Origin of the sequence: Vibrio sp. V43_P6S15P86, assembly GCF_009904725.1 — a bacterium.
Classification (GTDB): domain Bacteria; phylum Pseudomonadota; class Gammaproteobacteria; order Enterobacterales; family Vibrionaceae; genus Vibrio; species Vibrio diabolicus.
Genome location: NZ_WXWT01000358.1, coordinates 1 through 25,068, shown reverse-complemented (window position 1 = coordinate 25,068; position 25,068 = coordinate 1). Strand labels below are relative to the sequence as shown.

The 25,068-nt window shown below is 44.9% G+C and carries 25 protein-coding genes; 8 read left to right on the top strand and 17 right to left on the bottom strand.

The features are described from left to right. Positions 1–24 precede the first annotated feature (24 nt). The 3 genes from CAG69_RS16175 to CAG69_RS16165 form a co-directional block, all read right to left on the bottom strand. Positions 25–1,611 carry an AbgT family transporter gene (locus CAG69_RS16175; protein WP_006742541.1) on the bottom strand — a complete coding sequence of 529 codons (1,587 nt, stop codon included), beginning with the start codon at positions 1,609–1,611 and terminating at the stop codon, positions 25–27. A gap of 230 nt (positions 1,612–1,841) precedes the next feature. Next, a complete protein-coding gene (ykgO, locus tag CAG69_RS16170; protein WP_009844388.1) occupies positions 1,842–1,967 on the bottom strand; it encodes a type B 50S ribosomal protein L36 in 126 nt (41 codons plus the stop codon). Positions 1,968–1,970: 3 nt separating this feature from the next. Beyond that, entirely contained in the window at positions 1,971–2,231 is a 261-nt protein-coding gene (locus CAG69_RS16165) for a type B 50S ribosomal protein L31 (RefSeq protein WP_012841491.1), read from the bottom strand. Between the two features lie 123 nt (positions 2,232–2,354). Between CAG69_RS16165 and tsaA the strand changes: the two genes are divergently transcribed. The 5 genes from tsaA (at position 2,355) to CAG69_RS16140 (ending at position 6,232) form a co-directional block, all read left to right on the top strand. Then, positions 2,355–3,050 (top strand): tRNA (N6-threonylcarbamoyladenosine(37)-N6)-methyltransferase TrmO, encoded by a 696-nt coding sequence (tsaA, locus tag CAG69_RS16160; RefSeq protein ID WP_161445137.1) that lies wholly within the window; start codon positions 2,355–2,357, stop codon positions 3,048–3,050. A gap of 111 nt (positions 3,051–3,161) precedes the next feature. After that, positions 3,162–4,877: a proline--tRNA ligase gene (locus tag CAG69_RS16155; protein ID WP_161445135.1), complete on the top strand. Its 1,716-nt coding sequence runs from the start codon at positions 3,162–3,164 to the stop codon at positions 4,875–4,877. Positions 4,878–5,054: 177 nt separating this feature from the next. Next, positions 5,055–5,723 (top strand): tellurite resistance TerB family protein, encoded by a 669-nt coding sequence (locus CAG69_RS16150; protein ID WP_161445133.1) that lies wholly within the window; start codon positions 5,055–5,057, stop codon positions 5,721–5,723. 111 nt (positions 5,724–5,834) lie between these two features. Continuing rightward, positions 5,835–6,041 (top strand): YaeP family protein, encoded by a 207-nt coding sequence (locus CAG69_RS16145; protein WP_005391765.1) that lies wholly within the window; start codon positions 5,835–5,837, stop codon positions 6,039–6,041. Next, positions 6,041–6,232, top strand: coding sequence for a DUF4250 domain-containing protein (locus CAG69_RS16140; RefSeq protein WP_012841490.1), 192 nt, complete (start codon positions 6,041–6,043; stop codon positions 6,230–6,232). The genes CAG69_RS16145 and CAG69_RS16140 overlap by 1 nt, the downstream gene beginning before the upstream one ends. A gap of 110 nt (positions 6,233–6,342) precedes the next feature. Here the strand turns inward: CAG69_RS16140 and CAG69_RS16135 are convergent, their stop codons facing one another. Further along, a complete protein-coding gene (locus tag CAG69_RS16135; protein ID WP_046874979.1) occupies positions 6,343–7,707 on the bottom strand; it encodes a sodium-dependent transporter in 1,365 nt (454 codons plus the stop codon). 376 nt (positions 7,708–8,083) lie between these two features. On the opposite strand from CAG69_RS16135, the gene CAG69_RS16130 reads away from it, so the two are divergent. Then, complete coding sequence (locus CAG69_RS16130) at positions 8,084–10,630, top strand: Ig-like domain-containing protein (RefSeq protein WP_161445131.1); 2,547 nt, start codon at positions 8,084–8,086, stop codon at positions 10,628–10,630. Positions 10,631–10,764: 134 nt separating this feature from the next. On the opposite strand, the gene CAG69_RS16125 is transcribed toward CAG69_RS16130, so the two are convergent. Further along, the gene (locus CAG69_RS16125; protein WP_161445129.1) at positions 10,765–11,508 is read right to left on the bottom strand and encodes a YggN family protein; all 744 of its coding nucleotides are present in this window, start codon (positions 11,506–11,508) and stop codon (positions 10,765–10,767) included. A 61-nt stretch (positions 11,509–11,569) separates the two neighbouring features. After that, positions 11,570–12,049 (bottom strand): GreA/GreB family elongation factor, encoded by a 480-nt coding sequence (locus CAG69_RS16120; protein WP_161445127.1) that lies wholly within the window; start codon positions 12,047–12,049, stop codon positions 11,570–11,572. A 76-nt stretch (positions 12,050–12,125) separates the two neighbouring features. Here CAG69_RS16120 and CAG69_RS16115 point away from each other — a divergent pair, with 76 nt between their 5' ends. Beyond that, positions 12,126–14,051: a RecQ family ATP-dependent DNA helicase gene (locus tag CAG69_RS16115; RefSeq protein ID WP_161445168.1), complete on the top strand. Its 1,926-nt coding sequence runs from the start codon at positions 12,126–12,128 to the stop codon at positions 14,049–14,051. Here CAG69_RS16115 and dinB read toward each other — a convergent pair. The 11 genes from dinB to bolA form a co-directional block, all read right to left on the bottom strand. Beyond that, positions 14,048–15,112 carry a DNA polymerase IV gene (gene dinB / locus CAG69_RS16110; RefSeq protein ID WP_161445166.1) on the bottom strand — a complete coding sequence of 355 codons (1,065 nt, stop codon included), beginning with the start codon at positions 15,110–15,112 and terminating at the stop codon, positions 14,048–14,050. The two genes, CAG69_RS16115 and dinB, sit on opposite strands and share 4 nt — an antisense overlap. 75 nt (positions 15,113–15,187) lie before the next feature. Continuing rightward, complete coding sequence (locus CAG69_RS16105; RefSeq protein WP_012841486.1) at positions 15,188–15,421, bottom strand: DUF2789 domain-containing protein; 234 nt, start codon at positions 15,419–15,421, stop codon at positions 15,188–15,190. 231 nt (positions 15,422–15,652) lie between these two features. After that, positions 15,653–15,886 carry a (Na+)-NQR maturation NqrM gene (gene nqrM, locus CAG69_RS16100; protein ID WP_005436655.1) on the bottom strand — a complete coding sequence of 78 codons (234 nt, stop codon included), beginning with the start codon at positions 15,884–15,886 and terminating at the stop codon, positions 15,653–15,655. Positions 15,887–15,908: 22 nt separating this feature from the next. Next, positions 15,909–16,913, bottom strand: a complete 1,005-nt coding sequence (locus CAG69_RS16095; RefSeq protein ID WP_047008896.1) for an FAD:protein FMN transferase — start codon at positions 16,911–16,913, stop codon at positions 15,909–15,911. A gap of 155 nt (positions 16,914–17,068) precedes the next feature. Then, complete coding sequence (gene nqrF / locus CAG69_RS16090) at positions 17,069–18,292, bottom strand: NADH:ubiquinone reductase (Na(+)-transporting) subunit F (RefSeq protein WP_005380271.1); 1,224 nt, start codon at positions 18,290–18,292, stop codon at positions 17,069–17,071. Positions 18,293–18,325: 33 nt separating this feature from the next. Beyond that, a complete protein-coding gene (nqrE, locus tag CAG69_RS16085; protein ID WP_005380270.1) occupies positions 18,326–18,922 on the bottom strand; it encodes an NADH:ubiquinone reductase (Na(+)-transporting) subunit E in 597 nt (198 codons plus the stop codon). Positions 18,923–18,929: 7 nt separating this feature from the next. Then, entirely contained in the window at positions 18,930–19,562 is a 633-nt protein-coding gene (locus CAG69_RS16080) for an NADH:ubiquinone reductase (Na(+)-transporting) subunit D (RefSeq protein WP_005380269.1), read from the bottom strand. Then, complete coding sequence (locus CAG69_RS16075) at positions 19,562–20,332, bottom strand: Na(+)-translocating NADH-quinone reductase subunit C (RefSeq protein WP_006742550.1); 771 nt, start codon at positions 20,330–20,332, stop codon at positions 19,562–19,564. Before CAG69_RS16075 ends, CAG69_RS16080 begins: the two co-directional genes overlap by 1 nt. Continuing rightward, positions 20,322–21,566 (bottom strand): NADH:ubiquinone reductase (Na(+)-transporting) subunit B, encoded by a 1,245-nt coding sequence (locus tag CAG69_RS16070; RefSeq protein WP_006742551.1) that lies wholly within the window; start codon positions 21,564–21,566, stop codon positions 20,322–20,324. The genes CAG69_RS16075 and CAG69_RS16070 overlap by 11 nt, the downstream gene beginning before the upstream one ends. A gap of 5 nt (positions 21,567–21,571) precedes the next feature. After that, entirely contained in the window at positions 21,572–22,912 is a 1,341-nt protein-coding gene (locus CAG69_RS16065) for a Na(+)-translocating NADH-quinone reductase subunit A (protein WP_041853022.1), read from the bottom strand. A 473-nt stretch (positions 22,913–23,385) separates the two neighbouring features. After that, positions 23,386–23,694 carry a transcriptional regulator BolA gene (bolA, locus tag CAG69_RS16060; RefSeq protein ID WP_005380262.1) on the bottom strand — a complete coding sequence of 103 codons (309 nt, stop codon included), beginning with the start codon at positions 23,692–23,694 and terminating at the stop codon, positions 23,386–23,388. A gap of 243 nt (positions 23,695–23,937) precedes the next feature. On the opposite strand from bolA, the gene CAG69_RS16055 reads away from it, so the two are divergent. Beyond that, the coding region (locus CAG69_RS16055; protein ID WP_161445125.1) for a methyltransferase at positions 23,938–25,068 on the top strand (1,131 nt) is incomplete at its 3' end.

Below are 25,068 nucleotides of genomic sequence, written 5' to 3'. Positions count from 1 at the left end.
GGAGCTGTGTGAGGTAACCGTTTTCTACGGTGTGTAGTATGTTGCTGCGCCAGGGCCTACTGGTAAACCAAATACGAATACCCATAGGTAGAACAGCACACTCCAACCTACAATGAAGCAGATTGAGTAAGGTAGCATGGTCGCGATCAGCGTACCGATACCTAAGTTCTTCATGTAACGAGTCGCTACGGCAAGAATCAAACCAAAGTAGCTCATCATTGGAGTAATGATGTTTGTCGTCGAGTCACCAATTCGGTAAGCAGCCTGAATCGTTTCCGGTGCATAACCAACAAGCATCAACATAGGAACAAAAATCGGAGCCGTTACTGCCCACTGTGCCGATGCCGAACCAATCATTAGGTTGATAAAGCCACACATGAGGATGAAGGCAAAGAACAACATTGGGCCAGTTAAGCCAATTTCTTGCAGGAAGCTAGCGCCAGCAACCGCGAATACCTGACCGAAGTTAGTCCATTTAAAGAAAGCAACAAACTGAGCAGCAAAGAAAACTAATACAATGTACATGCCCATAGAAGACATAGATTTCGCCATTGCATCAATTACATCGCGATCCGTCTTCATCGTGCCAACAACTTTACCAAACACAAAGCCTGGGATAGCAAAGAACACAAAGATGAATGCCACGATACTTTTCAGGAATGGAGAACCTGCAATTGTACCTGCATCAGAACGTAAGATGCCGTCAGCTGGAACAACCGTCCAAGCAAGCAACGCGGAAACAACCAGTACAGCAACACCTGCTAGTTTTAGACCTTTCTTCTCAATGTCTGTTAAGCCGCCCATTTTGTCGTTCGACAAATCTTCTGAGGCTTCTTCTTCACTGTATTTGCCAAGCTTTGGCTCAACAATTTTTTCAGTAACAAACGCACCAGTGATTGCAATGAAGAACGTCGAAACAAACATGAAGTACCAGTTAACTTCTGGACCAACAGTGTAAGTTGGGTCAATCATTTGCGCTGCAGTTTCAGTAATACCTGACAGTAGCGGGTCAACCGTACCGATAAGTAGGTTTGCTGAATAACCACCAGATACACCAGCGAATGCCGCAGCAAGGCCTGCAAGTGGGTGACGACCTAGAGAATGGAACAGCATTGCTGCCAGTGGAATAAGTACCACATACCCCAGCTCTGATGCCGTATTTGAAATGATACCAGCGAAAACAACAGTCACTGTTACCATGCGTTGAGATGCGCCCATGACCAAGCCACGCATTGCTGCAGATAGCAAGCCTGAGTATTCAGCAATAGCAACACCCAACATCGCAACCAAAACCGTGCCTAAAGGTGCAAAGCCAACAAAGTTTTTCACTAAATTGGTAACGATAAGTTCGAGTCCATCAGCGTTAAGTAAGCTGACGACATGAATCATGCCATCTGCGGCACGACCTTTTGCGCCCTCAGGACGAGGGTCTACAACGGAAACTTCGAAGTATCCTGCAATGCCCGACATCACCAGAATGGCTAAACAGAAAATGGCAAATAGTGTGATCGGGTGAGGTAATAAGTTCCCCAAATATTCGACAGTATCCAAAAAGCGCGTAAACAGCGGCTTCTTAGGCGAGTTTTGTTTAATTGAATCAGATGAACTCATCTGTTCCCTCCTTGTTTTTATTCCTGTGCAAATGTGACAAAAATGTCAAAAAAGCGAGCGAAGGGTACTTGAGTAGAAGGTTAAAGAAAAGCCCTAAATGTTACAAACTGTGACCATTAGAGAGTTTTATAACCAATAATAAACAAAAACGTAGATATTTCATCCATGTAAAACAGTTAGGTCAAAATTATCAATTAAACAAAACCATAAGCCAGAAATATGCAGAACGATTACTTCTGCACTGCTTTAAACCTCGGATTCGCCTTACAAATGACATATAGACGCCCTCTTCGTTTTACGATCTGGCAATCCGGATGACGACTTTTTGCACTTTTTAATGATTTTACTACCTTCATGATTTATTCCTTTTCGCTCTTAAATTGACCAAAACGACGGTTGAAGTTCGCAATACGACCTTCTGTTTGAACCACTCGCTGTTTACCGGTGTAGTACGGATGGGATGCTGACGACACATCTAACGTAAAGTAAGGGTAGGTTTTGCCATCTTTCCATTCGATGGTTCTCTCTGTTTTCAACGTAGAACCAACAACGAAGTATTCATCTACGCTGGTGTCGTGGAACACCACTGGACGATATTCAGGGTGGATTCCTGGTTTCATAATACTTTTCCTCTTAATTAAAATGTTATGTTATAACGTTTTAATTAATAATCATTATCAACAAGAAAAGCAAGAGAAATTTGTGATACTTTTCATCTCAATGAATTCTTAAAGATGTCCACCATGTATTCCATTGAACCCATCGGTGTCATTGAGACACCGTACAAAGAAAAGTTTGCAGTACCGCGCCAGCCTCGCTTAGTACCAACAGCGAAAGCACGCGTAAAACTGTTAGGCGCAGCGAATAGCCCTGAAGCAGTGCGTGGGCTAGAACAGTTCTCTCACGTTTGGCTGTTATTTTTGTTTGATCAAAATCTGGAAGCAGGTTGGAAGCCAACCGTCCGTCCACCACGACTAGGCGGCAATGAACGAATAGGTGTCTTTGCCTCACGCTCGACTTTCCGCCCAAACGGAATCGGAATGTCAGCCGTTGAAGTGAAAGGAGTCACTAAGCAAGGCGATCAAATCTATCTTGATTTAGGCAGCGTTGATCTCGTTGATGGGACACCGATTGTAGATATTAAGCCTTATATCCCCTATTCGGATTCTATTTCAGAAGCACAAGGCGGATACGCAGACCAAGAACCAGAAAAGTCACAAGTCACCTTTTCTGCTCAAGCATTAGCAACGATAGAAAATCGATCCGATACTGACTATGTAAGATCAGTCATTGAACAAGTTCTGGCCCAAGATCCTCGTCCTGCATACAAGAAAAACAAGCCGGACGACAAAGAATATGCGGTAAATTTGTTCGACTTGAACGTAAAGTTCACAGCAACAAGCAACTTAATAACGGTTACCGCTATTGAAAGCTTTTGACAAACGCAATTGGCTGATATTATAGACGGCTAATAAATTTCCCTTTCGGGAACTCCCATACTCCAGCTTATTCAAGCTTGAGTATCTAACTTAAATAAACGGATAAATTTAATGCGTACCAGTAATTATCTTCTTTCTACTCTGAAGGAGACTCCAAACGACGCAGAAGTAGTGAGCCACCAGCTCATGCTACGTGCAGGTATGATCCGTAAGCTGGCTTCAGGTCTATACACCTGGCTACCTACTGGTCTACGTGTACTGCGTAAAGTCGAAAACATCGTTCGTCAAGAAATCGACAATGCAGGTGCAGTCGAAACTTTGATGCCCGTTGTTCAGCCGTTTGAACTATGGGAAGAGACAGGCCGCAGCGAAAAGATGGGTCCTGAGCTACTTCGCTTTACTGACCGTCATGTTCGTCCGTTTGTACTTAGCCCAACCGCTGAAGAAGTGATCACTAGCCTTGTTCGCAATGAAGTGAGCTCTTACAAACAGCTTCCGCTAAACCTGTACCAAATCCAAACCAAATTCCGTGATGAACGTCGTCCACGCTTCGGTGTAATGCGTTCACGTGAATTCTCAATGATGGATGCGTACAGCTTTGACATTGATAAAGATGGCCTACAAAAGTCATACGACGCAATGCACGACGCTTACTGCAAAGCATTCGATCGCATGGGTCTGGATTACCGTCCTGTACTAGCAGATAGCGGTGCTATCGGTGGTAGCGGCTCTCAAGAGTTCCACGTATTGGCTGAAAGTGGCGAAGACATCATCGCATTCTCTACCGAGTCAGATTACGCGGCAAACATCGAAAAAGCAGAAGCACTAGCTCCAGCCTCTGAAGCAGCGGCACCAACGCAAGAAATGACGTTGGTAAATACGCCAAACGCAAAAACAATCGCTGAATTGGTTGAACAGTTCGAGCTGCCAATTGAAAAAACAGTGAAAACTTTGTTTGTGAAAGCGTCTGACGAAGTTGATGCACCAATCATCGCGCTTATCATTCGTGGCGATCATGAGCTGAACGAAGTGAAAGCAGAGAACCTTCCTCAGGTTGCAGCTCCACTGGAAATGGCATCTGAAGAAGAAATTCGTGAGCTTATCGGTGCAGGCCCTGGTTCACTAGGCCCTGTTGGCCTTAAACTGCCGTTCATTGTTGACCGCAGCGTAGCGGTAATGAGCGACTTCGGTGCGGGCGCGAACATCGATGGCAAACACTACTTCGGCATTAACTGGGGTCGTGACGCAGAGCTTGGTCAAGTTGAAGACCTACGCAACGTGGTTGAAGGCGATCCAAGCCCATGTGGTAAAGGCACTATCCAGCTTAAGCGTGGTATCGAAGTTGGCCATATCTTCCAACTTGGCAACGCTTACTCCGCAGCGATGAACTGTGGTGTACTTGGTCCTGATGGTAAGAACGTCATCCTAGAAATGGGCTGTTACGGCATCGGTATCACTCGCGTCGTAGCGGCTGCTATTGAGCAAAACCATGACAAATACGGCATCATCTGGCCAGATGCAATCGCACCATTCCAGGTTGCGATCGTTCCAATGAACATGCACAAGTCAGAAGAAGTAAAAGAAGCCGCTGAGAAGTTGTACGCTGAGCTAACGGCAATGGGCATCGAAGTCCTATTTGACGACCGTAAAGAACGCCCAGGCGTAATGTTCTCTGACATGGAGCTTATTGGTGTACCGCATACCATTATTATCGGTGACCGCTCAATGAAAGAAGGCAACTTCGAATACAAGAACCGTGCTACTGGTGAGAAAACGCCAGTCGCAATGACTGATATTATCGAGCACGTAAAAGCTCAACTAAAGTAAGCGCTCTACGAGTTCGCATTTGAAGTAATTTCAAAATAATTAGAAAGGGTTGGCTTCGGTCAGCCCTTTTTTATTACTGGGCAACCTTACTACTCCCCTTTAGATCTATTCACTTTGTTAATCTTTGGTTCAGCTTCTTGCTATTAAACTGATTTCATCATCTAAAGGAGGTCAGTTATGGATTTAAAAAGTCTTCTAAACCAAGCACTCAAATCAGACTTACTCAAGCAAGGAGCTGATGCGTTAGGTAAACAAACTAACAACATCAAATCCTCATCAAACTCAAGTAGCCTGAAAACGCTAGGAGCAGGTGCCGTTGGCGGAGGCCTTATCAGTATGCTGATGGGCTCGAAGAAAAGTAAAAAAATGACCAAGAAAATAGGGTCAAGCGCATTAAAAGTCGGTGGCGCAGCTGCGCTTGGAGCATTAGCCTACAAAGTTTATAACGACTGGCAAGCCAAACAGTCCGGTCAAGGTGTTCATGAGACCTTTGACCCCGATGACAGCAAACACAGTGTACTAATTTTAAAAGCAATGATTGGAGCCGCAAAAGCCGATGGCCATGTCGATGAAGAGGAAATGGCCCGCATCAAGCAAGCCCTCGCGGATATGGGCGCAGATGAGCACGTACGTCAACTCGTTCAGCAAGAACTAAACAAACCGCTCGATCCTGCTGAAATTGCTAATCAGGCGACCTCTCCTCAACAAGCGTCAGAAATTTATCTCGCGTCTTTGATTGTTGCTGATGAGCAAAACTTCATGGAAAAAGCGTATTTGCAAGAACTGGCAAAACAGCTTCAGCTTTCACCAGAAGTCACTCAGCAGTTAGAAGTACAAGTGCAGTGATTAAATCTCGCTCAAGCAACTCCTCAACTTGAGCCAAAACAACTCTGCACTTTGAGTTTCAAATCTGCTGTGTGTATATTGAGATAAGTTATCATTTAGTGGAAAGAAAACATGCAAGTATACGGCTGTTGTGAACTGGTTCGTGAGCTTTATGCTCAAATTGGTAGTGGCGATCAAGCTTACATTCCTCAGGCAATTTCATGTGCTGTTAAAGCGCTGAACGATGTTGCGGCGGATGAGTCTCTGCCTAAAGAAGTGCGTGAAAAAGCGGCATTTGCTGCGGCAAACCTACTGATTTCAGATTTTGAGGATAAGTAATGAATCTAGCGAACTTTGAATCCATGGATCCTGTCATGCTCATGAGCATTGTAAATATGAAGCTACGCGACGACTTCGGTGGTGACTTAGATAAACTGGTAGCTTTCTTCGATATCGATCGCACAGCACTAGAAGCAAAACTGGCTTCTGCTGGTTTTGACTTTCTTCCAGAAGCAGGACAATTCCGTTAACCCGCAGCAATCCAATCACCGCGGGTAACTGAAACGGGGAATAACCAACATGAAAAAGGGCTTGATGATCACTCATCAAGCCCTTCTCTTTTGTCCAATAGACGTTTCGATTAGCCGAATGAAGCCCAGATGACCGTAGCCACAAGAATTGGACATACAAACTTCACATACGCTGGCCATAACTTACCAAACCAACCTTGCGTAAACTCCGGGCAACCTTGCTCAAGCTCTTTGATTTTTGAGTTGCGATTCCATACCCAACCACCAAATAAGCAGAATAAGAGCGCAGCGGTTGGTTGTAGATACTGAGTAGCAACCGTCGCGACCATACCAAACAGAGCGCCAAAGTTATAAACAATCACCACACTGAACAAGGCGATGAGACCACCTAAAACCCAGCTCGTTGCGCTACGCTTGGTGTTGAAACGCTCACTCACTAACGCCACTGGACACTCTAACATTGAAATGGAAGACGTTAGCGCCGCAATCGTCAGCAATAAAAAGAACACAATAGAGAACAATTGACCAAGCAAACCTAAGCTATCAAACATCAACGGCAATACGGTAAATACCAACGTATCAGAGCTTAATAGAGAGCCATCTTCAGCATAGATTTGAACGCCTTTTTGCATCGCAACAAACATCGCTGGCATCACCACTAACCCTGCAATGAAAGCAACGGCAGTATCTACCATGGTCACGTTCATCGCCATCTTTGGTAGGTTCTCTTTCTTACTCAAGTAAGAGCCATAAATCAGCATTGAACAGCCACCGATCGTAAGCGAGAAGAAGCCCTGCCCCATTGCAGCAAGAATCAACTTGCGGTCCCATACCTTTTCGAAATCCGGTACCAAGTAATGCTTTAGCCCTTCCATCGCACCGTTTTGCGTCATGATGTAAGCAAACAGTAGAGCAAACAAAACAAACAATGCTGGCATCAAACGTGTGGACCACTTCTCAATACCTTGTTTTACGCCACCTTGTACGATGAGAATCGTTAGCACATAAAAAGTAATGGCTCCGAACAAGTTACGTTCAACGCTAAAGCCCTTTAGCCATTGAGTTGCAGCTTCTAACCCCATTAGATCTGTGATTGCACCCAGTAAAAAGCAGATCAACCAACCACCGACAATAGAGTAAAACGCTAAAACAGCGCTTGGTACGCTTAAACCAATCCAGCCCACAATACCGCCGAGCTTTTTACCTACCGGATGATTGGTAAGCGAACGCATACTATCCACCGGGTTGGCTTGACCATGACGACCAATCGCCATTTCAACCACCAGCATAGGAAATGCGACGATAAGAATCATCACCAAATAAACCAACAGGAAAGCACCGCCGCCATTACTGGCAGCTTGGGTTGGAAAGCCCCAAATATTGCCAAGGCCAACTGCGGCACCTGCGGCTGCTAAGATGAATCCGAGACGAGAGCCAAAATGCTCACGAGGCTGAGAAGAGGTTTGCTGTGTCATACTACTCACACAAAATATCATTGAACTAGCTAACTAGTACACTATAGCAATATTCACTATTCAACAAGAGCACTCCGGTTAAATACTCGACAGTTGAAACAATTCACAGTCATTCAGCTTGTAAATTTTAACGTACATCTCACATTCATCATTCTAAGACCTGGCGACTTTTGTCTTTTTCACACGCCTAGAATTTGTGATTCTCCCATCGTGAAGTGAGCCGAAAAATAATGAGCTTTGGTGTAAGGAACGAATAGTTCCTCGTGATACTGTGTCGAAAAGCAGAATATTGTGCTTCGCTTTTTCCCCCTTATGTCTATTTATCAGCTAGTTATTACTCTGTTCTCATTTATACCCATGACTCAAGGAGAGGAAAATGAAGGTCACTCTACTTCACGGAGCGATGGTTGCAGCACTCAGCGTCAGCTACCAAGCTCAAGCCTATAACTGCCAAAGCCTACCCGACTGGGACAGCACTGCGACTTATACATCGGGCACTTTAGTAAAAACGCAAGGAGCCGCTTACGAGGCAGCGTATTGGACGCAAGGCAATGACCCTGTTACCAATTCAGGGGCTTGGGAGGCATGGAAAGCGTTAGGGCAATGTGATGGTGGAAGCAACAACCTAGAGCCAACAGTGTCATTCTCCTCTCCAACAAACAACGCACAAATTCCCGAAGGCAGTGCGATCACCTTGCTAGCCAACGCAGCCGACGAAGATGGCCAAATCGCACAAGTTGAGTTTGTTGCAGGCAACCAAACGGTTGCTGTGGTAACTCAAGCACCATTCGAAGCATCTTGGACCGCTATTGAAGGTGTCTCGCAATTGACCGCAATTGCGACCGATAATGAGGGAGCCGTTACCACCACGACGATTTCTATCCAAGTTCAACCACAAGTCGAATTACCGCCACCAAGCATTTCATTGACAAGCCCAGTAGGCACAGAAGTGCTTAATGTAGGCGATAACCTAACCGTAGCCGCTCAAGCTGATGATATTGATGGTGTGGTCACACAAGTTGAGTTCTTCGTGAACAATCAATCCGTCGCGATTGATACCAGCGTACCTTACGAATATCAATGGACCGCGAGTGCTGGTACACATTCGTTTAAAGCACAAGCGACTGATGACACAAACCTCGCAACCATGAGCCAAGAAGTAACGCTTGTTGTTAGTAATTCAGAAACAGGGACGGGCGGATGTGCAGATGCAGCGCCTTACACGGCGGGCACGAGTTATCAAGTTGGCGACCTAGTTTCTCACCTCAACCAAAAATATCGTTGTGACGTTGCGGGTTGGTGTTCCTCGGATGCGACATGGGCTTACGAACCAGGTGAAGGGCTATACTGGCAAGATGCTTGGAGTGGCCTAGGTGCTTGTTCGACGCCACCGCAAGTTACCATTACGGCACCAACGGATGGACAAGTCGTGCTCGCTGGCAGCAATAACGAAATCACGGCTAACGCAAGCGATGCTGATGGCACAGTCACGCAAGTTGAGTTTTTTGCGAACAACACCAGCTTAGGGGTCACCACTCAAGCACCATATTCCGTTACTTGGAACGCCACACTTATTGGCGCTAACCAGCTTAAAGCCGTCGCAACCGATAATGATAACAACACGTCAGAGTCCTTGGTTGGTGTGGAAGTCAGCGATAAAGATTTGGTCGTCTCACTGACTTCACCAAGTAGCGGTCAAACCGTCGGCTTAGGCAAAAACCTCGCATTAAGTGCCAATGCAACGTCTTTAACCTCAGGCATTAAACACGTTGATTTCATGATCAACGGCTCTATTGTTGCAACCGATACCACGGCACCTTACACAGCCAGCTGGACACCAACTGCACTTGGTAACTTTACAGTTAGCGCCCAAGCTGTGGATTTGTCAGGAAGCAATACATTGTCTGACGCAGCAGCAATAACGGTGGTTGAGCAAGCAGAGAAACGTCATAAACTCATCGGTTACTGGCACAATTTTGTAAATGGGGCTGGCTGTCCAATTCGTCTAGCGGATATGGCTGATGCGTGGGATGTGATTGATATTGCCTTTGCCGAAAATGACCGCAACAGTGATGGTACCGTGCACTTTAATCTATATTCAGGCGATATTTACAGCGATTGTCCAGCGCTCGACCCAGCACAGTTCAAACAAGACATGGCAGCGCTTCAAGCTAAAGGTAAGAAGTTTGTTCTCTCTCTTGGCGGCGCAGAAGGCACGATTACGTTGAATACCGATCAAGACGAAGCCAACTTTGTCTCTAGCCTAACAGGTCTTATCGCTGAGTGGGGCTTTGATGGTCTTGATGTGGATTTAGAGAGTGGATCTAACTTGGTTCATGGCTCGCAAATTCAAGCTCGCCTTGGTCGTGCTTTGCTTCAAATAGAGCAAAACATGGGTGGCGATATGTACCTAACCATGGCACCTGAGCATCCTTATGTTCAAGGCGGCTATGTGGCTTACAGCGGTATTTGGGGAGCTTACATTCCTGTGATTAATGAGACACGCAGCACGCTCGACCTGCTTCACGTCCAGCTATATAACAACGGTGGTTTGCCAAACCCATATCTGCCAGGCAGTGCACCAGAAGGCTCTGTGGATATGATGGTAGCGCAATCTAAAATGCTTATCGAAGGCTTTGAATTGGCCGACGGCACTCAGTTTGCACCACTACGTGATGATCAAGTCGCAATCGGCTTACCTTCAGGTCCTAGCTCAGCAAATTCAGGGCAGGCTCCAACACAGAATATTATCAGAGCACTAGATTGTTTAACCAAAGGCACTTCATGCGGCACCGTTAAGCCAGCGTTCAATTACCCGAATTATGCAGGGGTAATGACGTGGTCTATCAACTGGGATCAGTATGATGGTTTTAATTTCTCAAAACCTGTCGGCGATAAGCTCACCGAGATGAACGCGCAATAAACTATCAAAGAACAAGCGGGTAAAACGGAAATATCGTCTTGCTTTCATTACTTGTTCAAGTAAGTAAAAACGAAAAGAGAGCACAATTGTGCTCTCTTTCTTTATACCATTGAGTTCTACTTTTTGAAGGGTAATTAAATCGTAAATACTCGGTAATCTTTTAGCTCAGGGATTTTCTTCAACAAATCGTCTTCTTGCCCTGCCATGTCATCCAACGAGTCACACAAGTCTTCTGCTTGTTGCTCTACCTCTTTCGAATGCTCAGCTAAACGCTCTTCTACTTTCGCGCTGAGTTCAGCCATACTCTCTGATAATGCAGTGAGGTTTATCCCTCCCTCTTCCTTCATTTTTCTCGATAAAGCATCCAACGAACTGGCTAAAAACTCTTTATTGAAGATCTCTTGTGCTTTTGCAAAGTCTTCAGTCCACCCTTGTGTCATAGACTCAAAACTCTCCGCCGGCAGGATGAAATCACCATCTTTGTAGTAACGTGATTCAACATCAGCGAAAAAGTCCTTTACTGCGACTTTTACATTATCAAACGCATCAGGTGCATCGAGGCTTTCCGCAACATCATCAATAATATCATTCGCAAGCGCTAAACCATCACTCGCCAATTGCTTTGCTTGTGGAATATACGCGTTCATTTTTTCGCGATAGTCTTCAATTGCCGCTTTTTGGTCGGCATTGAGTTCAATTAGCTCACCTTTGATGAAAAGGTTGTTATCTTCATCCACAACCGCTTTGTCACCTGTCGTTTGGCGAATTTCCAAGCTTTGCCCATCCATACGGACTTCATTATTGATGTCCACACGACACTGCGCTGCATAACCAGTAGCACTGACCATCAGCAATGAGAGTGTAAAAAGCTTTTTCATGTCATTCTCTTTTATTTAACATTACTCGTGTTAAACATAACACTGAGTGATACATGAGATGTCAGCAAACCGTCACGACTTCGTAACAAGTTGTTTTTTCTCCTATTTTCACATCAATCTCATCGCCTTCTTCTTTCCCGAATAACGCTCGACCAAGAGGAGATTTTGCTGTTAAGACAAAGACTTCCTGAGCCTGATGTTTAACAGTCAGACCACCAGAACAAGGGCCTACAAAGAAGTGTTTTGCAAGCAAATTCTCATCTGCGAGAATGACGTAAGCACCTACACCAACAGGTGCGCCTTTAAAGTCGCGAGTCACTAGAGCGCGATATTGACGCAGCTCGTCTTCACTCTCTTGGATTCGCATGGCTTGTCCATGAGCAAGATACGCGGCTTCAAGTGCTAACGTATCGTACTTATGCTCGGGAACAGTTTCTTCATCTGTCGCGGCATCAATGGCTCGCTGAGCAGATGCATGGGCCACTTGAAGTTTTTCTTCCAGATGTTGGATGATAATTTGGACTAAGTCAGCTTTGTTCATACTTTTAGGACGCGCGTTTGGCACTCAGGGTGTGTTAATGTACCTAAGTTTACCATCAAAGAAAGGTTTCCCTATTATGCAAAGCGACTCGCTGCATCAAACACTTCAATCCGTATTTGGTTTTGACTCATTACGCCAAGGTCAACAACCTGTTATTGAAGCTGTTATGAATGGTTACTCTGCTGCGGCCATCTTTCCTACAGGTTCGGGTAAGTCTCTCTGTTACCAATTGCCAGCAACCGTATTGCCCAATCTTACGTTGGTGATCTCGCCGTTGTTGGCGCTAATGAAAGATCAGCTGAACTTTTTGCAAAGTAAAGGGATCCCGGCCGCTTCTATCGATAGCAGTCAAAGCAGAGAAGAGTCACAACGCGTCATTGCAGGGGTAAAAAATGGACAGATCAAAATATTGATGATTTCTGTTGAGCGCCTAAAGAACGAGCGTTTTCGTGAGTTCATTCGCCAAGTACCGCTCTCTTTGATGGTGGTTGATGAAGCGCACTGTATTTCAGAATGGGGACATAACTTTCGCCCTGATTATCTCAAGCTACCGCAATATCAACGTGAACTGAACATTCCACAATCTTTGCTTCTCACTGCAACAGCAACGCCCGCAGTTATTGAAGACATGAAACAAAAGTTCGATATTGCCAGTGAACATATTACCGTTACAGGCTTCTACCGCCCCAATCTGGATATCTCGGTGATCCCGTGCAAGGAAGCAACGAAACAAGAAAAGCTAAGTGAAATCATCGCCTCTTCTCCTAAGCTTCCAACTATCGTATACGTGACACAACAGCAGACAGCAGAGCAAGTAGCAAAATCACTAATCCATATTGGCATTAATGCTCACGCGTACCATGCAGGTATGAAAAGCGACATCCGTGAACAAATCCAACAGCAGTTCATGGATAGCCAAATTGACTGTATTGTTGCCACGATTGCATTTGGTATGGGGGTCGATAAATCTGATATCCGCCGCGTCATTCACTTCAACTTACCCAAATCGATCGAGAACTACGCACAAGAGATTGGACGTGCAGGCAGGGACGGGCAACGTTCTGAGTGCATTCTGCTGGGCAATACGTCCGGCTTAACGGTGTTGGAAAACTTTGTCTATGGTGACACACCTGAACTAACCTCGATTAACTATGTAGTCGAGCAAGCGAAAGAACATGCTCCACAATGGGAGGTAGTGCCACTGCGTTTATCGCGTGAAAGTAATATCCGCCAATTGCCACTCAAAACCTTGTTGGTTTATTTGGAGCTACATAAACTCATTGAAGCAAAATACAGTTACTTTGCGGAATATCGCTTTAAGTTTTTGCACGATCAGCAATTTATTGTGAATCAATTTCAAGGCGAGCGACGTCAATTCGTGGAGGCTATTTTCTCCTGCTCGCAAAAAGCCAAAGTGTGGTGCCAAGTTGACCTAGAAGCGTTATGGATGAACTATCAATCGGAACGCAGCCGAGTTGTCGCAGCCCTCGACTATTTTCACCAGAATGGTTGGATAGAGCTAGAGAGCAAACAACTGACCGACGTGTACTCTGTTTTGCCAACCACACAAAGTTCTGATGTTTTAATCCAACAACTGTATGAACTGTTCCAATCCAAAGAAAGCAAAGATATCGAAAGAATTCACACCATGCTGCGCTTGTTCCAGTCAGAGCACTGTTTGAGCTCACAATTGGCGAACTACTTTGCTGACCACAATGCACCAGAGCAATGTGGTCACTGCTCCGTGTGTCGTCGTCAAGTCGCCTCGTTCCCAACACCACAAGGTGAGGATATTGAGCCACCTCAAGTAGCTATGTGGGTGCAGGAATTTATTCAGCTCTCCCCTTCAGCTATCAGCAATGATGCTGTCGCCCGCTTCTTGTGTGGAATTAGTACCCCTTTAATTAGCCAGCTAAAAGCTTCAAAACTGGCGGGTTATGGTGCGATGGCCAACACAAGCTTTGAACAAGTATTAGCTCAGGTAGAAGCAGTAAGAGCCTAGAAAAAGCTCAATTGGCGCGCTTGGTTCTCGGGCTTGAGCATCACGTTCAAGCCTAAAAGGCGTATTTCCCGTCCGTTTTGGCGCTTAAGAATATCTCTTAGCAAGATCTTGAAGTCCTCAAGCTCTAATTGCGGATGGATATGCTCAATTGTTGTCAGTTGAAAGTCGGCAAATTTAACTTTAATACCTTGTTTAATAATCGATTTATCTGGGCTTGCACGCTCTAAGCGTTTCTCGAGTTCAGGATAAAGTTTATCCTCGATCACTTGCCAACATTCATCGTAGCTCGAGATATTCTGGCTGAATGTCCGTTCCACACCGACGGATTTTCTCTCGCGCTCAACGACGACTTCTCGATTATCAATTCCATGGCTACGCTGCCATAAAGAGGCCCCCTGACGACCAAACTGTCTCAGCAATTCACGATAGTCGCTGTTTTTAATATCCTCACATCGATAAAAGCCCGCTTGATGTAGCTTCTCAAGACTCACCTTCCCAACACCAGGAATTTTTTCCAGCGGAAGTGTATCGATAACTTCCTGGACCTTATCTGGCGGGATAACAAACTGACCGTTGGGTTTATTCATATCAGAGGCGACTTTGGCAAGGAACTTAATCGGTGCAATGCCCGCCGATGCCGTCAGCCCAAGCTCATTCCATATGTCGCGTCGAATAGACTCCGCGATCAACGTTGCGGAGCCACGACAAGCTGTCGAGTCCGTAACATCGAGGTATGCTTCATCTAATGATAGAGGTTCAATGATAGGCGTATAACGCTCAAAAATAGCACGAATCTGCTGAGAGACTTGTTTGTACACGTGCATTCGACCGGGAACGACTAGTAAATGGGGGCAGAGTTGCAATGCTCGCGCCGTTGACATTGCACTACGAACGCCATATTTGCGCGCCTCATAATTACAGGTGCTAATCACGCCACGCTGTTTTTCATGACCGCCAACGGCGAGTGCAATGCCACGGTAACTAGGATTATCTCTCATCTCAACGGCAGCATAAAAACAATCCATATCGACGTGAATGATTTTTCTAATTCGGTCTGACATAGCCATCAAATACTGTTCAAAAAAACAGTATAAATTAAATCTGCCTTGATAGAAATGAGAGTTTGTAAACGTGCTTTAATCTCGTAACATCACATCAAGCTGATCGACCAACTCTGCCCAGTCTGCGTCTTCTTCAATGGCTTGTTTGAGAAATGTGGCCTGCGAACTTGTCCAAAAGCTGGCTTCATGCAAAGGGGCTGAAGCTCTTTTGTGTCGATGTTCGTTAATAAAGTCCTTTATCTCTTGAGGAGAGCTGCCGAGGCCTAATTGTTGAAACAATTCAGCCATACCGTGTTGATGCATTTCCATATTTCCTCCTAAGTTAACGCGCTTTAGTTTGAGTATATAACCAAATAACAGTTAAGTACGGTGATTAAAGGGAAATGACGTGGCTGTGAAGTCTGCACCGACTTAAGCCTCCGGCCATCCTAGATTAAACGTAGCAAGCAAAGTATAAACTCTCAGAGAAGTAGAGCGAGAAATATAAAAAAACCCAGCTAAAGCTGGGTTATTTTGTATTACTCTTTGGATGACCGATACTTAAGCAATTCGATCTTTTTCCCATGCAGCCAATTTCTCAGCTCGCGCCGCTTCACGTGCTTCACGTTTCTTACGCGCGTCACATGGTTCTGGACAGTTACATACCTTCTCAATACCTACTGCACCAAGACCGCCACAGCTACCCTTCACTACTTTCTTCTGGAAGATGTAGCCAACAGCCATCGCTGCGATTACCGCAACAAAAACTGCAAACGTAATTAGAAATGTACTCATAAGAACATGCTCACTTCTGTTGTTATTTCTTCATGAACGGCTTGTATGCTTCCGAAGCCAGCTCTTTAAAACCATTTTCCGTCTTCACAATCATGAAAACAGGAATATTATTTTCGTTCGCAATTGCCATGCCTTTGTCTTCACCTAGCACCATAAGACCAGTTGCAAGACCATCAGCAGTCATCGACGATTTATCTAATACCGTTACAGACACCACTTTATGATGAATAGGTTTGCCTGTTCTTGGATTAATAATATGAGAGTATCTCACACCATTACTCTCAAAGTAATTACGATAGTCACCACTTGTTGCAATTGCCATGTCCCCTGGCTCAATAATTTCTTGAATTGAACGCTCATCAATAGTCGGCTTTTCAATCGCAATGCGCCACGGCACGCCTTCACGATTCACGCCTTTGAGGCGCATTTCGCCGCCCACTTCTACCATGAAGTTATGAACCCCTTCAGATTGAAGGTAGTCAGCAACCACGTCAACCCCCCAACCTTTAGCAATAGTTGATAAATCGACATACAAGTTAGGAATGTCTTTGGACAATTTATTGCCATCAACAGATAGATGATGAATGCCAGTATTAGCTTTGCGTGCCGCTAGCTCTTCATCTGTAGGAACGACATCAGGGCGAGCTTCTGGGCCAAAGCCCCACAGGTTAACTAAAGGACCGACTGTCACATCCAACGCACCTAAAGTAAGACCGTTGAGACGAATCGCTTCTTTCACTACGGTTGCTGTTTGTGTCGATACAGTAAATGGCTCACTCGTTTGATGCTGGTTAAAACGACTTAACTCTGAATCATCACGGTAGGTCGACATTTGGTCATTAACCTCTTCCAATAAGCGATCAATTTCCGTCTGCATCGCTTTTGGCGTTGGAATACCATCTTGCTCGATATATTTGATGTTATAAGAAGTCCCCATGGTAGGGCCACTTAGATGAATTTGATCTGCTGGCTGCTCACAGCCAGCCAAAATCAATAGAGAAGCGAATGCAACAAGCCACGTTTTCACTTGTTAACTCCCAATGTTGTTGAATTGATATGGGGAATGGGACCGATTACTTAAATCCAATTACCTATATCAACTGTTGAATATTATTTTTACTTCTACAAAAAATAATGGCTAGCTCTTAGAGAGCTAGCCATAGATTCAATCACTTGGAGGGATTAACCACCGAAGTCATCTAGTAGGATGTTTTCATCCTCTACACCTAGATCTTTTAGCATGCCGATAACAGCCGCGTTCATCATAGGTGGACCACACATGTAGTATTCACAGTCTTCTGGCGCTTCGTGATCACGTAGGTAGTTCTCGTAAAGAACGTTGTGAATAAAGCCAGTGTAACCATCCCAGTTATCTTCTGGAAGTGGATCAGACAGTGCACAGTGCCATACGAAGTTGTCATTCTCAGCTTGTAGCATATCGAAGTCTTCTACGTAGAACATTTCACGCTTAGAACGTGCGCCGTACCAGAAAGACATCTTACGCTTAGAGTGCAGACGCTTAAGTTGGTCGAAGATGTGTGAGCGCATCGGAGCCATACCAGCACCACCACCAACGAATACCATTTCTGCATCTGTATCTTTCGCAAAGAACTCACCAAATGGACCAGAAATAGTACACTTGTCGCCTTCTTTTAGAGACCAGATGTACGAAGACATGATGCCTGGTGGTACGTCTGGGTTGTTCGGCGGCGGAGTTGCGATACGAACGTTAAGCATGATGATACCGTGCTCTTCTGGGTAGTTAGCCATTGAGTATGCACGGATTGTCTCTTCGTTAACTTTAGACTCGTAACGGAAAAGGTTGAACTTCTCCCAGTCTTCACGGTATTCCTCAGGAATATCGTAGTCTGCGTATTTCACGTGGTGAGCAGGTGCTTCAATCTGGATGTAACCACCAGCACGGAAAGGTACTGATTCGCCATCTGGAATTTGTAGCTTAAGCTCTTTGATGAATGTCGCTTTGTTATCGTTAGAGATAACGGTACATTCCCACTTCTTAACGCCGAAGATTTCTTCAGGAAGCTCGATGTCCATGTCAGTTTTCATAGCAACCTGACACGCTAGACGCTCACCTTCACGCGCTTCACCTTTAGTAATATGGTCAAGCTCGGTTGGTAGGATGTCGCCACCACCTGATTTAACTTTTACGCGACACTGACCACATGAGCCACCGCCACCACAAGCAGAAGATACGAATACGCCAGCACCGGCTAGAGCACTCAGTAGCTTACCACCTGGTTGTGTAACGATCGCCAGAGAAGGGTCATCGTTCACAGAAATTGTAATGTCACCTGTTGGTACAAGCTTAGACTTAGCGAAAAGAATCACTAGTACTAGTGCAAGTACGATCAGAGTAAACATCACTACACCAAGAATAATGTCCATTGACTATTCCTTAATTGTTGCGGTTTACCCGACTTACAGTTGAACACCAGAGAAAGACATAAAGCCTAACGCCATAAGACCTACAGTGATAAATGTGATACCAAGACCACGTAGACCTGGAGGTACGTCAGAGTACTTCATCTTCTCACGGATACCTGCAAGAGCAACGATTGCCAGCATCCAGCCCACACCAGAGCCGAAACCGTAAACGATAGATTCAGCAAAGTTGTAGTCACGTTGTACCATGAAAGATACACCACCGAAGATTGCACAGTTTACTGTGATCAGCGGTAGGAAGATGCCTAGCGCGTTGTACAAAGGTGGGAAGAAACGGTCTAGAACCATCTCTAGAATCTGTACAAGTGCTGCAATTACACCGATAAAGGTGATGAAGTTTAGGAAGCTAAGGTCCACGCCCTCAACTAACGCGTTCTCTCTCAGAACTAGGTTGTATACTAGGTTGTTCACAGGAACAGCGATAGTCAGTACTACCACAACTGCAACACCTAGGCCGAAAGAGGTCTTAACCTTCTTAGATACGGCAAGGAAAGTACACATACCTAGGAAGAAAGACAGAGCCATGTTTTCGATGAAAATCGATTTAACTAACAGACTAATGTAATGTTCCATGACGTCCTTACTCCTTCGCTTCTACTTGTTCTGGTTTCAGAATACGGATTACCCAGATAAGGAAGCCGATTAGGAAGAATGCTGATGGTGCTAGTAGCATTAGGCCGTTAGGCTGGTACCAACCACCGTTGCTCACTAGAGGTAGAACTTCTAGGCCAAATAGCTTGCCTGAGCCAAATAGCTCACGGAAGAAACCTACAGTGATAAGAACGAAACCGTAACCTAGACCGTTACCAATACCGTCAATAAGAGATGGTACTGGCGCAGACTTCATTGCGAATGCTTCAGCACGACCCATTACGATACAGTTAGTGATAATCAGACCAACGAATACAGATAGCTGTTTAGAGATATCGTATAGGTAAGCTTTTAGCACCTGGTCTACCACGATTACTAGCGATGCGATAATTGCCATCTGAACGATGATACGCACACTGTTAGGAATGTGGTTACGGATCAATGAAACAGAGAAGTTAGACAGCGCAGTTACAAATGTTACCGCTAGCGTCATTACAAAAGCTGTTTCTAGTTTAGTTGTTACTGCAAGAGCAGAACATACACCAAGAACTTGTAGCGCGATTGGGTTGTTATCCAATACTGGCGCTAAAATGCTCTTTTTAACGTTTTGTGCACTAGACATTAGTTAAGTTCTCCGTCACGAACTTTTGCTAGGAAAGGACCAAAGCCCTTGTCACCTAACCAGAAGTCAAATGTGTGTTGAACACCATTACTAGTGAGCGTTGCTCCTGATAGGCCATCAACACCGTGCTCAGAACCTTGCGGTGCGCCGCCTTTCACGACCTTAATCGCTGGCTGATGATCTTCATTGTACAATTTCTTGCCAATGAATTGATCGCGCCATGAAGGGTTCTCTACTTCACCACCAAGTCCAGGAGTTTCACCTTGCTCGTAGTAAGTAATAGCAGACACAGTGTTACCATCAGTTTCAACGGCTACAAAGGCATACATCATCGACCATAGTCCTTTACCGTGCATAGGCAAGATAACTTTTTGGACTTCATCTTGGTCTTTTACTAAGTACACCACTGCTGTATTCGCACGACGACGGATATCAGCGACGTCTTCTTCTGGTGTCAATGCGATTGAACGTTCTGCATCTTTTGATGCTTCACGCTGATCGTACGTAGATGCATTACCCTCAGTAAAGTTACCTGTTTCAAGGTCTACCAGACGAGGTTCGATGTACTCAGCAAATAGCTCTGGTACTTTCTTACCGTTCGCGTCAATGCCTGCAACTTCAACGATCTTTGATTGCTTATCTAGGACAGCGTTAGCTTTTTGCTTATCACGCAGACCTACTGCTGCTGTTGATACGATGATTGAACAAACAAGGCTCAACCCGATAACAACACCCAGCGTCTTTTTAATGCTGTCGTTATTACTTGCCATAGCGTGCTAGTCTCCGCTTGATGTTCTTCTCAATCACTACATGGTCGAACAGAGGTGCGAATAGGTTCGCAAATAGAATCGCCAGCATCATACCTTCTGGGTACGCCGGGTTAACTACGCGGATCATCACACACATTGCACCAATCAGGATGCCGTACCACCATTTACCTTTGTTAGTAAATGACGCTGATACTGGGTCCGTTGCCATGAAGAACATACCGAATGCAAAACCACCTAGAACTAGGTGCCAGTGCCATGGCATGTTGAACATTGGGTTAGTGTCAGAACCGATCACGTTAAACAGAGTCGATACTGCAATCATACCGATCATTACGCCCGCAATAATGCGCCATGAAGCGATTCGCATGTAAACGATCATCGCTGCACCGATCATTAGAGCTAGAGTCGATACTTCACCAATAGAGCCAGGGATGTTACCGATGAAAGCGTCCATCCAAGTGATAGGAGAACCAGTTACTGTGTTAACTAGAGCACCGTTACCACCTTGAGCCCATTGGCTAAGAGCAGTTGCACCAGAGAAGCCGTCAGCTGCAGTCCATACTACGTCACCCGAGATTTGCGCTGGGTAAGCGAAGAATAGGAATGCACGACCTGCAAGTGCAGGGTTAAGGAAGTTACGACCTGTACCACCGAAGATCTCCTTCGCAACAACAACACCAAATGTGATACCCAGTGCCGCTTGCCATAGAGGTAGCGTTGGTGGAACGATAAGTGCGAACAAGATAGAAGTAACAAAGAAGCCTTCGTTTACTTCGTGCTTACGCACCATACAGAAAAGCACTTCCCAGAAACCACCAACAAGGAATACTGTTGCGTAGATAGGTAGGAAGTAGGTCGCACCTAGTAGCATCTTACTGCCAACCCCTGCATCAGCGGCAATCGTTCCGCCCAGCATTTCAGTTAGCCAGTAGTGCCAGTTACCAGAGATAACTGTCGCTAGTTGATCACCAGCGTACATGTGGTTAAGCGCTGCAATAGCTTGGCCACCTGCGTTGTACATACCCCAGAACATTGCTGGGAATACCGCAAACCAAACCATGATCATGATACGTTTTAGGTCAACGCTATCACGAACGTGCGAGCTTTTATTTGTTACGATACCTGGAGTGTAAAAAACTGTTGCTACAGCTTCGTACAGGGCAAACCATTTTTCGTGTTTACCACCAGGCTCAAAATGATGCTCGATGTCTTCAAGAAACTTTTTAAGAGCCATGAAAATTACCCTTCCTTCTCGATAGTATCTAGGCATTCACGAAGTAACGTACCGTACTCGTACTTACCTGGACATACAAAGGTACACAATGCTAGATCTTCTTCATCCAGTTCAAGCGCACCCAGTGCTTGAGCACTGTCTGTATCACCTGCACATAGATCACGAAGCAGCAGAGTAGGCTCCATATCTAGAGGCATTACGCGTTCGTAGTTGCCAATTGGAACCATTGAACGATCACTACCATTGGTCGTCGTTGTCATATTGAACAACTGACCTTTGAATACGTGACCAAGGAAAGAGCGAGTTACCGAGAACTTATTCTTACCAGGCATTGCCCAGCCAAATAGTTCTTTCTCACGGCCTTCACGTAATACAGAAACCTGTTGATGGTAACGGCCAAGATATGCGTGTGGACCAGTTGCATGTGTACCTGTCAGTACAGAACCAGAAATCACACGAACTTCGCCAGGCATCAGCTCATTATCTGTTAGGTCATCCAAGCTTGCACCGATTACGGTACGAACTAGACGAGGGTTATTCACAACTGGACCAGCTAGAGACACAACACGATCTGTGTATAGCTCACCAGTTAGGAACAGCTTACCGAACGCGATAACGTCTTGGTAGTTGATGCTCCATGCCACATTTTCTGCATTCACTGGGTATAGGAAATGCATGTGGGTGCCAGCAAGACCTGCTGGGTGAGGGCCATCGAAGACGTGTTCTTCTACGTTAGACTGTGAAGAGCGTGGCAAACTAGTGCCAGATTTACATACGTAAACCTTGCCTTCTGTCAGGGCTGAAAGAATGTCTAGACCAGCAATGAATGCTTCTTGTTGCTCATTAATGATCAACTCAGGCTTAGCTGCTAGTGGATTAGTATCCATTGCAGTTACGAAAATAGCCTTAGTAGAAGACTCGATTGCAGGAACCTTGCTAAACGGACGAGTACGTAAAGCGGTCCATAGGCCAGAGTCAACCAACTGAGTCTTGATCACTTCACGATCTAGACCTGAAAGTTGAGCGGCTTCGAACTTATCAAATGTCACCTGCTCTTCACCTGCCACTTCAATCACTACAGATTGAAGGACACGTTTAGCGCCACGGTTAACTTCGATCACTTTACCGGCTGCTGGTGCAGTAAATTTCACGCCAGGGTTCTTTTTATCTTCAAAAAGAACTTGCGCTTTTTTCACTTCATCACCAACGCGGACATGCATGGTAGGACGCATGCCAACGTACTCTTCGCCAAGCAAGGCGACTTTTTTGATGGTCTTACCATCATTAATCACCTGGGATGGAGTTCCTGCGATAGGAAGATCCAAGCCCTTCTTTATTGTAATCATACGCACTTGCACTACTTTTATCGGGAAAAAGATTCTTTTGATTGCGTAACTTTTAGACACGACATCAGTGTCCGGTTTTGATGTTGTTTTAAACATCAAAATCGCAACATCCTATTAAAAATCTCGTCACAAGGAATACGCGAGATTTATCAGGTGCCGTAGTCTAGCATTTTTTAGGAACTTGATGCCATGACCAATCATTAGAATAGAGGGGTTATTTCGGTAGAATCAGGTCTAAAAGGTCAAAGAATAGTCATAACTTTGACCGATCGCACAAATGCCATATTCCATACATATCTTATGGAAAAATCATATTCATCGCCTGAAATATCCTGCAATTTCCATTCATTTGTTGAAACACTGTTAACACATTTTTTAACCAGAATTTGTGCCACATCAATGCCCCTAAAGAATGTAAAACGAAAAAAGATGGCCTTGGCCACCTTTTCTCTGCACCTTTATATTTTGCGTCTTTAGTGACCGCCACCCATACACATAGGGCTATCAGGAGCGCCATCTTGTTCACGCTTCCACTCTTCATCAGTGTATGTATGAATAGCTAGTGCATGAATGTGGTTATCTAGCTCATCTGCCAAAATTTGATGAACTTGGCGATGGCGTCCAATCAAACGCTGTCCCGCGAACGAATCACTCACAACAATCACTTTGAAGTGACTCTCCGAGCCTGGTGGCACATTATGCATGTAGCTCTCATTAATCACTTTGAGATAGCTTGGTTGCAGCTCACTGTGTAGTTTCTTCTCTATGATTTCTTGGATCATATTCGTTCCTCATTGATGCGAATTCCATAAGTATATACCTAAGTAAAGCAGACGTGTATCACTCAAACATCACTCTCATTATTGATGCATTTTACGTTCAACTGATTTCAAAGCGCTTGACGCTATGAACATGCCTAGAGAGCGACCACCACTGAACACGTAAAATTTGACAGCTTTTTGTATCTCGACACGTCATCATTTGCGACAATAACACTTAATTTCTAAATCAACTTACATTTAGCTATGAAAACCGAACTGAATATTCACGAGCGAAGCTTAACACTTCATCGTTTCCCAAAACGCAGCAATGAAACTCTACAAGCGTGGGATGCCGGTGATGAGTATCTTATTAATCATGTTGAAGAACTTGCTTTGCCAGACAATCAAAACATCCTCGTGATTAATGACAGCTTTGGTGCCCTCTCCTGCTGGTTTTCAGAAAAGCACCATGTAACGCTAATGAGTGATTCATTCATTTCTCATAAGGGTGTGCAGCAGAACCTTGAGCAAAACCAGTGCAATAAGGTAGCGTTTGCAACCACGATGGATCCCGTACCTTCCAATACTGATCTCGTATTGCTGCAACTGCCAAAAAGTAACCGTCACCTCGTTTGGATACTCAGTCAGTTAAGAAAAGCACTGCCTGCATCCTGCCCCATCATGGCAGTTAATAAAGCGAAAGACATTCATACTTCAACGCTAAAACTGTTTGAAAAATATTTGGGTGAGACAAAAACCTCTCTGGCCTGGAAAAAGCACCGATTGGTATTTGCTCAAGCAACGGTTGATCCAACAATTGAAGTAAGCCCTTTCACGACTTGGCGCGTTGATGGCGAAGATATCGAACTCAAGAACATGCCAAATGTCTATTCAGGAGAAAGCTTAGATTTAGGTGCGCGTTTTATGCTGCAGCACCTACCTCAAGATCCATTGGTAGATAATGTTATCGATCTCGGTTGCGGTAATGGTGTTCTGTCTGTGAAGTTTGGTCAGCTGAATCCGAATGCTCGATTAACATGTGTTGATGAAAGCTTTATGGCGCTTGAGTCCGCGAAGCAGAACCTGCTAGATAACCTTGGTGAAAATAGAGACATACAGTGTGTTGCAAACAATTGTTTGGACGGTTTTAAACACAACAGCTGCTCTATGATTATGTGTAACCCACCCTTTCACCAACAGCAGGCCATCACCGATCATATTGCTTGGCAAATGTTCTGTGATGCAAAGCAAGTATTAAGTGAAGGTGGTAAGTTACTGGTGATTGGAAATCGTCATCTTGGTTACGACGCAAAACTAAAACGGCTGTTTGGCGATAAGAATGTGAAACTTATCGCTTCCAACAATAAGTTTGTGATTTTACAGGCCACAAAAAAT

Excerpts from the sequence above, each read along its gene's own strand:
- CAG69_RS16175 (WP_006742541.1), bottom strand. The coding sequence starts at position 1,611 with ATGAGTTCATCTGATTCAATTAAACAAAACTCGCCTAAGAAGCCGCTG.
- ykgO (WP_009844388.1), bottom strand. The coding sequence starts at position 1,967 with ATGAAGGTAGTAAAATCATTAAAAAGTGCAAAAAGTCGTCATCCGGAT.
- CAG69_RS16165 (WP_012841491.1), bottom strand. The coding sequence starts at position 2,231 with ATGAAACCAGGAATCCACCCTGAATATCGTCCAGTGGTGTTCCACGAC.
- tsaA (WP_161445137.1), top strand. The coding sequence starts at position 2,355 with ATGTATTCCATTGAACCCATCGGTGTCATTGAGACACCGTACAAAGAA.
- CAG69_RS16155 (WP_161445135.1), top strand. The coding sequence starts at position 3,162 with ATGCGTACCAGTAATTATCTTCTTTCTACTCTGAAGGAGACTCCAAAC.
- CAG69_RS16150 (WP_161445133.1), top strand. The coding sequence starts at position 5,055 with ATGGATTTAAAAAGTCTTCTAAACCAAGCACTCAAATCAGACTTACTC.
- CAG69_RS16145 (WP_005391765.1), top strand. The coding sequence starts at position 5,835 with ATGCAAGTATACGGCTGTTGTGAACTGGTTCGTGAGCTTTATGCTCAA.
- CAG69_RS16140 (WP_012841490.1), top strand. The coding sequence starts at position 6,041 with ATGAATCTAGCGAACTTTGAATCCATGGATCCTGTCATGCTCATGAGC.
- CAG69_RS16135 (WP_046874979.1), bottom strand. The coding sequence starts at position 7,707 with ATGACACAGCAAACCTCTTCTCAGCCTCGTGAGCATTTTGGCTCTCGT.
- CAG69_RS16130 (WP_161445131.1), top strand. The coding sequence starts at position 8,084 with ATGAAGGTCACTCTACTTCACGGAGCGATGGTTGCAGCACTCAGCGTC.
- CAG69_RS16125 (WP_161445129.1), bottom strand. The coding sequence starts at position 11,508 with ATGAAAAAGCTTTTTACACTCTCATTGCTGATGGTCAGTGCTACTGGT.
- CAG69_RS16120 (WP_161445127.1), bottom strand. The coding sequence starts at position 12,049 with ATGAACAAAGCTGACTTAGTCCAAATTATCATCCAACATCTGGAAGAA.
- CAG69_RS16115 (WP_161445168.1), top strand. The coding sequence starts at position 12,126 with ATGCAAAGCGACTCGCTGCATCAAACACTTCAATCCGTATTTGGTTTT.
- dinB (WP_161445166.1), bottom strand. The coding sequence starts at position 15,112 with ATGTCAGACCGAATTAGAAAAATCATTCACGTCGATATGGATTGTTTT.
- CAG69_RS16105 (WP_012841486.1), bottom strand. The coding sequence starts at position 15,421 with ATGGAAATGCATCAACACGGTATGGCTGAATTGTTTCAACAATTAGGC.
- nqrM (WP_005436655.1), bottom strand. The coding sequence starts at position 15,886 with ATGAGTACATTTCTAATTACGTTTGCAGTTTTTGTTGCGGTAATCGCA.
- nqrF (WP_005380271.1), bottom strand. The coding sequence starts at position 18,292 with ATGGACATTATTCTTGGTGTAGTGATGTTTACTCTGATCGTACTTGCA.
- nqrE (WP_005380270.1), bottom strand. The coding sequence starts at position 18,922 with ATGGAACATTACATTAGTCTGTTAGTTAAATCGATTTTCATCGAAAAC.
- CAG69_RS16080 (WP_005380269.1), bottom strand. The coding sequence starts at position 19,562 with ATGTCTAGTGCACAAAACGTTAAAAAGAGCATTTTAGCGCCAGTATTG.
- CAG69_RS16075 (WP_006742550.1), bottom strand. The coding sequence starts at position 20,332 with ATGGCAAGTAATAACGACAGCATTAAAAAGACGCTGGGTGTTGTTATC.
- CAG69_RS16070 (WP_006742551.1), bottom strand. The coding sequence starts at position 21,566 with ATGGCTCTTAAAAAGTTTCTTGAAGACATCGAGCATCATTTTGAGCCT.
- CAG69_RS16065 (WP_041853022.1), bottom strand. The coding sequence starts at position 22,912 with ATGATTACAATAAAGAAGGGCTTGGATCTTCCTATCGCAGGAACTCCA.
- bolA (WP_005380262.1), bottom strand. The coding sequence starts at position 23,694 with ATGATCCAAGAAATCATAGAGAAGAAACTACACAGTGAGCTGCAACCA.